Origin of the sequence: Microcoleus sp. D3_18a_C4, from assembly GCF_036702415.1 — a bacterium.
GTDB lineage: Bacteria > Cyanobacteriota > Cyanobacteriia > Cyanobacteriales > Microcoleaceae > Microcoleus.
On the sequence record NZ_JAUBTI010000056.1, the window covers coordinates 36,814 to 44,100 of the forward strand.

A 7,287-nucleotide genomic window follows, 5' to 3' on the forward strand; every position below is an offset into this window, starting at 1 on the left:
AAATATCAATATAGCACTGCTTTGTGCTGAGTAAAATTAGCTTTTTGCCATTGCTCCAAGTCAAGTGGCAGCTTCTCTTACTCTGCAATTAAACCTTGTCAATAGGTGATAATTATCATCTTGAAGTGGGTACATCATCTACAATCCGTGAGCCAATTTGACCATGCAAAGCATCTGCAACAAACCAATTTTTATCACTCCAAAAATATGTGACTCCCCCGCAAGGATTGGGGGCGCAAAATCCCAAACAACAGCAACTTATCATCAGAAAAAACAAATAAAACAAGTAAAACCAGAGGAGTGTTTCCTGTCCCAGAAACTTCGTGGCGGCACGATAATTGGGCATCCCCACAGAGAATTTTTGCGATCGACTGTAGGGGCCAACTTCCCGTGGTTGCCTTCTCGGACTATAAAAAATGTACTGTTCCTCGATGCCAGAGTAGATAACTGCGACAGCTTGGCAAGAGGAGCAACAGGCGATACAGAAGTATTTGTACTGGACTCGACGCGGGATGGAGTCGAGCAAATTACTAGAATTTTGGCGGTTTGCAGCGATTTAGATAGCCTTCAGATAGTTTCTCACGGTCGAGAAGGGGGCGTGCAGCTAGGATCGATCGAACTCTGCAACGACAACTTAGAAACCTACAGCCATTTGTTGCAGCAGTGGGGAAAAGCCCTCAGCGAGAGAGGAAATATCTTGTTATTCGGGTGCAGCGTCGCAGCGGGGGAAAGCGGCGAGGCCTTCGTGCGGCGGCTTAACTTGATGGTGGGTGCAGATATTGCAGCTTCCGACAACTTGACGGGGAGTGCGGCACTCGGCGGCGACTGGGAATTAAAATTTGTGATCGGGGAAATAAAGGCGAGTATCGCCATTGAAAAAGAAGTGCTCGAAGCCTACCCTTACGCCCTCGGCACGTTGGTTAACGAAACTTTCAAAAACTCCACAGTTAGGGGGCCGTGGATTTACGGGGGAAATGGCGGGGCACTGTTCAATCCGAGCAGCGGGGTTCCAGCAGCCAATCAACGTATCCCCGGCATTACCGGAGGCACAGTATCCGGCGTACTTCCGGCTTTGGGCGGTTCAAGTCCCGGCGATGGCGCTCTGCGATTAACTCCAGCAGCAGGTGATAGGGAAGCCTTTGTCATCTACAACAACCCCATTCCTTCAACCGACGGTCTCAGAGTCCAGTTTGATTTTTATTCTTACGGTTCAAGCCAGCAATATAACGCTCAGGGCCCATTTATTAGCCCTCAGCCAGGGGACGGGCTGGGTTTCTTCTTGATTGACGGCACTGCCAGCCCAACCAGGACTGGGGGTTATGGCGGTTCTCTGGCTTACGCTCCACGAACGGGTATACCCGGTATTGAAGGAGGTTATTTAGGCATTGGGCTTGACGAGTTTGGCAATTTTTCAACATCCACAGAAGGGCGCTCTGGCCCTGATCCAACTCCGATTCCCGGCTCTTCTATTGGTTCTTTCAGACCTGATTCAGTAACTGTTAGAGGAAATCAAGCAGACGGTTATCAGTTTTTAACAAATGCGATCGTTCCCTTCGGCATCGATAACATTCCTACGAGTATTAACTTTATCGGCCCTCCCGGCACCAGTTTTAACTTCAGCAATACGTTCACGAGCGATCGCAATTTAGCCAAAAGATCCGTTCAAATTACGCTGAATCCATCTAACGATCCGGTGAATCCCTCTCGCCTCACCGTTGCCTTCGATAAAAACTTCGACGACATCTACGAAACTACATTGATCGACATCCGCAACTTGGCAACCGCAAACGGCCCAGTACCGCCAATTTTCAAATTTGGTTTTGGCAGTTCCACAGGAGGCGCCAACAACATTCACGAACTTCAAAACGTGGTAGTTGAAACTATCAATCCTCCCAGTATCGCCGCTGAGGTTGCCACTATCAAGACTGGCCCGCAGTTCGTCAAGCCCGGAAGCAGCATTACCTACACGATTACTACTGTAAACAGGGGGCCAGCGCCCGCTAGAAATGTCCTGATTCAAGACGAAATACCTTTTGAACTGCTGGGTCCGAGGGGATTGTCGCCGGTTCTCACTGCCTCCAACAACGGCACTTACGTGAACCACACGAAGGCTGTGACTTGGCCGTTAATTCCGGTTCTCAATGCGGGTGAGACTCTGACTTACACTCTGACAATTAATCTGCCGTCGGGTTTAACCAGCGGTAGCAGTTTTGCCAACGTTGCATTCAGCACTAGCTCGACTTTCGACCCCGACCTCAGCAACAACAGCGGTGTACTCGCGCCCGGTCAAATCGAGGGGCCGGGTGTAGTCTATACCACAGTTGTCGGTACAGTGGCGGATTTAGTTACTACCAAAAGTGGCCCTGTGACTACTTTGGCCGGGTCAAGCGTCGCCTACACATTGACTACGACTAACATGGGGCCAGACCCCGCTGCCGATGTGACCATCACCGACAGCATTATTCCGGGTTTAACAGGAGTCAGCCTATCGGACGGGGGGAGTTACGACCCAGTTTCGGGCATTGTCACCTTCCCAGCACTGACGGTGCTGGCCAATGCGGCTACTGCGACCCACACCGTCAGTTTCATCGCCCCAGCCACCCGTACCGACATCAGCAACACGGCCCGGAGCAGCTCGGCGACTTTCGATCCGATCGCTACTAACAACAACGGCTCGGCAACCAACAAAGACGGCACTCCCACTAACTCTACGGTTACGACAAGTATTGCGCCCAACGCCGATCTTGTTACCACGAAAACCGGATCTACGGATGCTCCGGCTGGTAGTTCGGTCAGCTATACGATCGCCACCGTCAACTTAGGCCCAAGTCCTGCAGAAGCTGTAACCATCACTGACAGCATAGTTCCGGGGTTAACGGGGGTGACGGCATCTAATGGTGGGGTTTACGATCCGGTGACTGGCATTGTCACCTTCGGGCCCGTGGCAATCGCCAATGGGGAGACACTCACGCGGACGATCGGCTTCACAGTACCGCCGACTCTAACTTCCATCAGCAACACGGCAAGAAGTACCTCCATCACTCCCGACTCCACTCCGGCCAACAACAACGGTACAAACCCCAACGCCACCGTCACTACCTCGATCGATGGTGTGGCCGATGTTGTCACGCAAAAAACGGCTCCGGCCACCATCAAGGTGGGTGACACGCTACTTTATACAATCACTACTACCAACAACGGGCCGAGTCCCGCGACCAACGTAGTCATCACCGACAGCCTGATTCCCGGCTTAACTAATGTCAGCGTGTCCGATGGCGGAACCTACAATGCTGCCACAGGGGCGATCGAGTTCCCAGCGATCGAAACTTTAGCCAGTGGCAGCAACCAGAGCCGCACCATCAGCTTTGTACCGCCGCCGACTCTGACGAGTATCACGAATATTGTATTGAGTCGATCGTCCACGAGTGACCCGGACTTGACGAATAACGACGGCTCGACAGTCGCAGTGCCCGGTCAGCCTGGGGGGCGAGTTGTTACCTCGATCGAGGCTGTGGCCGATGTTGTCACCCAAAAAACGGCTCCGGCCACCATCAAGGTGGGTGACACGCTACTTTATACAATCACTACTACCAACTTCGGGCCCAGTCCCGCAGCCAACGTAGTCATCACCGACAGCCTGATTCCCGGCTTAACTAATGTCAGCGTGTCCGATGGCGGAACCTACAATGCTGCCACAGGGGCGATCGAGTTCCCAGCGATCGAGACTTTAGCCAGCGGCAGCAGCGTCACCCGCACCCTGATGTTTGTACCGCCGGCTAGCCTGACGAGTATCACGAATATTGTATTGAGTCGATCGTCCACGAGTGACCCGGACTTGACGAATAACGACGGCTCGACAGTCGCAGTGCCCGGTCAGCCTGGGGGGCGAGTCGTTACTTCGATCGGTGCTGTGGCGGATGTTGTCACGCAAAAAACGGCTCCGGCCACCATCAAGGTGGGCGACACGCTACTTTATACAATCACTACTACCAACTTCGGGCCCAGTCCCGCAGCCAACGTAGTCATCACCGACAGCCTGATTCCCGGCTTAACTAATGTCAGCGTGTCCGATGGCGGCACCTACAATGCTGCCACAGGGGCGATCGAGTTCCCAGCGATCGAGACTTTACCCAGCGGCAGCAGCGTCACCCGCACCCTGATGTTTGTACCGCCGCCGACTCTGACGAGTATCACGAATATTGTATTGAGTCGATCGTCCACGAGTGACCCGGACTTAACCAACAACGACGGCTCGACAGTGGCAGTGCCCGGTCAGGCGGGGGGGCGAGTCATTACTTCGATCGGTGCTGTGGCGGATGTTGTCACGCAAAAAACGGCTCCGGCCACCATCAAGGTGGGTGACACGCTACTTTATACAATCACTACTACCAACTTCGGGCCGAGTCCCGCAGCCAACGTAGTCATCACCGACAGCCTGATTCCCGGCTTAACTAATGTCAGCGTGTCCGATGGCGGAACCTACAATGCTGCCACAGGGGCGATCGAGTTCCCAGCGATCGAGACTTTAGCCAGCGGCAGCAGCGTCACCCGCACCCTGATGTTTGTACCGCCGGCTAGCCTGACGAGTATCACGAATATTGTATTGAGTCGATCGTCCACGAGTGACCCGGACTTGACGAATAACGACGGCTCGACAGTCGCAGTGCCCGGTCAGCCTGGGGGGCGAGTTGTGACTTCGATCGGTGCAGCCCGCGCCGACCTGGTTACGTCCAAGAGCGGTCTCACATCTGCTCCTGCTGGTAGTTCCGTGACTTATACTATAACTACCGCCAACAATGGGCCGAATGCTGCTGAAAATGTAGTGATTACAGACAGCATCATTCCCGGTTTAACGGGAGTCACCGCATCGGACGGCGGCACTTACGACCCCCTGACAGGGGTTGTCACCTTCCCAACAATTCGCAGTTTGACTAGGGGGAGCAAAGTCAACCGCGAGGTAACAGTAGTCGCTCCAGCGACCGGCACCATTAGCAATACTTCCGGGAGTCGATCGACTACTTTTGACCCCGACCCCAGCAATAACAACGGTTCCGAGTCCAGAGCCACTGTCACCACGGCCATTTTACTCGCTCCGCCTTCACCCAACAAGCTTCCCTCAGCCGACAGCAGCAATGTGGCGATCGCGCCCAACAGCGTTGTCCGACTCGGCGGGCTCGGAGGCAGAGACTCAGACGGCACGGTGGTTGCATTCACTATCAGCACCCTGCCGCCGGCAAATCAAGGCATCCTGTTCTTGGGCGACCGCGCAACCGGGGGAGTCGCCGTCACGGCAGGTCAAACCCTGAGGGCCGAGCAAATGACGCAGTTATTCTTCCAGTCTGTCGGCAATTTCACAGGAGCTAACTTTACCTACAGCAGCAAGGACAATCTCGGTGGCAGCAGTCCTGCCGCCACAGTTTCTCTGGTGTCCCCGGCGTTCAACTACCTGCCGGTACCCACAAACTTCAGCAAGACACTGGCGCCACACAACACCGTCAACCTCGCAGGGCTCACGGCAAAAGACCCCGACGACTCGATCGAATTCTTCACTATCAACACCCTGCCTGCTGCAAATCAAGGCGTCCTGTTCTTGGGCGACCCCAGCCAGGGAATCCGGGTGACGGCAGGCCAAAGACTTAGCACAAGTCAAATCAGCCAGTTATTCTTCCAAGCCTCTGGCAATTTCACAGAAACCAATTTTACCTACAGCGCGACAGACAGCCGCGGCGCGATTAGTGGAGCCCCGGCTACGGCTTCTCTCCTAGCACTATTACCTCCTAATGACGAGCCACCCGTGGCTAACAACTCTCTTCTGGCTGTGTTGCTGGGAAGAACTGCGAAGATTCCCGGACTGGGAGGAACTGACGCCGACGGCACGGTGGTTTCCTTTACTATCAACACTTTGCCGCCAGCCACTGAAGGTACGCTGTTCTTGGGCGATCCCAGCCAGGGGGTGCGGGTCACGGCAGGTCAAACTCTGACGCCGGAGCAAATTACGCAGTTGTTCTTTCAGGCGTCTGACAATTTCATAGGGGCAAATTTCACTTACAGCGCTACAGATAACCTCGGCGCTACCAGTGCGGCAGTCGCCACGGTCTCTCTCCTTCCCCTTAAGGAACCGATACCGACGGCGACACCCGCGCCGATACCAACTCCACCAACACCCGCGCCGATACCAACACCCGCGCCCGCGCCGGAACCAACACCTGCGCCGGAACCAACACCCACACCACCAACACCCACGCCAACTCCAACTTCCGCGCCGGAACCAACACCCACACCGGCACCAACTCCAACACTCGCACCGGAACCAACTCCGGCACCAACTCCAACACCAACACCCGCGCCGGAACCAACATCGGCACCCACTCCAACACCAACACCCGCAGCGGAACCAACTCCAACATCGGCACCCACTCCAACACCAACACCCACACCGGCACCAACACCCACACCCGCAGCGGAACCAGCCCCGACGCCCATACCCGCGCCGACGCCCATACCCACGCCGGAACCGGAACCAACTGCAACTCCAACTGCAACACCAACACCACCAACACCAACACCAACACCAACCCCAGCCCCGCAACCAACACCCACACCAACACCCGCGGCGGAACCAACCCCTATATTCAACCCAGTACCCGAACCGGATACCGGTTGCGGTTGCGACCCCTTGCCCTTGCTGCCCCCGATAACATTTATCCAACCCCAGCCTTCGCAAATACTTAACTTCGACTCAAACGCCGCCCAACTCATCGGCATCCAAAACACCAGCATCGGGACTCCCGGAAACGATTCCTTAACAGGAAACGACACTAACCAACTGTTTCTCTCCCTCCGCGGCGACGACACAGTGTTAGGTGAAGGCGGCAGCGATATCATCTTCGGCGAACAACAGCGAGACTTCATCGCAGCAGGTAAGGACAACGACATCGTTTACTCCGGCAAAGAAACCGATGCCGTATTTGGCGGCAAAGACAACGATCGCATTTTTGGTGATCGCAATGGAGACACATTGTACGGCGATCGCGGTGGCGACACCATAGTCGGCGACAACGGCAACAACATCGACTTAACCGACAACGACGGCGACCTGATTTTTGGCGGTTCTTCAGGCGACGCCATTGCCGGCACTCAAGGCAATGACACCATTTACTCCGGCAAAGGCCCTGACATCGCCTATGGTGGCATCGACAACGACCTGATTTGGGGTGACAAAGGCCCCGACACCCTTTGGGGCGACAACGGAGACGACTCTGTGTTTGGTGGCGTGCTCAACTCCCT

The 7,287-nt window shown here is 55.0% G+C and carries 1 protein-coding gene; it reads left to right on the forward strand.

What is annotated here, in order from left to right; all coding sequences use genetic code 11:
* Positions 1-163: 163 nt before the first annotated feature.
* Positions 164-7,287, forward strand: a 7,124-nt coding sequence (locus QUB16_RS21570; RefSeq protein ID WP_333319242.1) for a DUF4347 domain-containing protein, incomplete at its 3' end; no start/stop codon positions are given.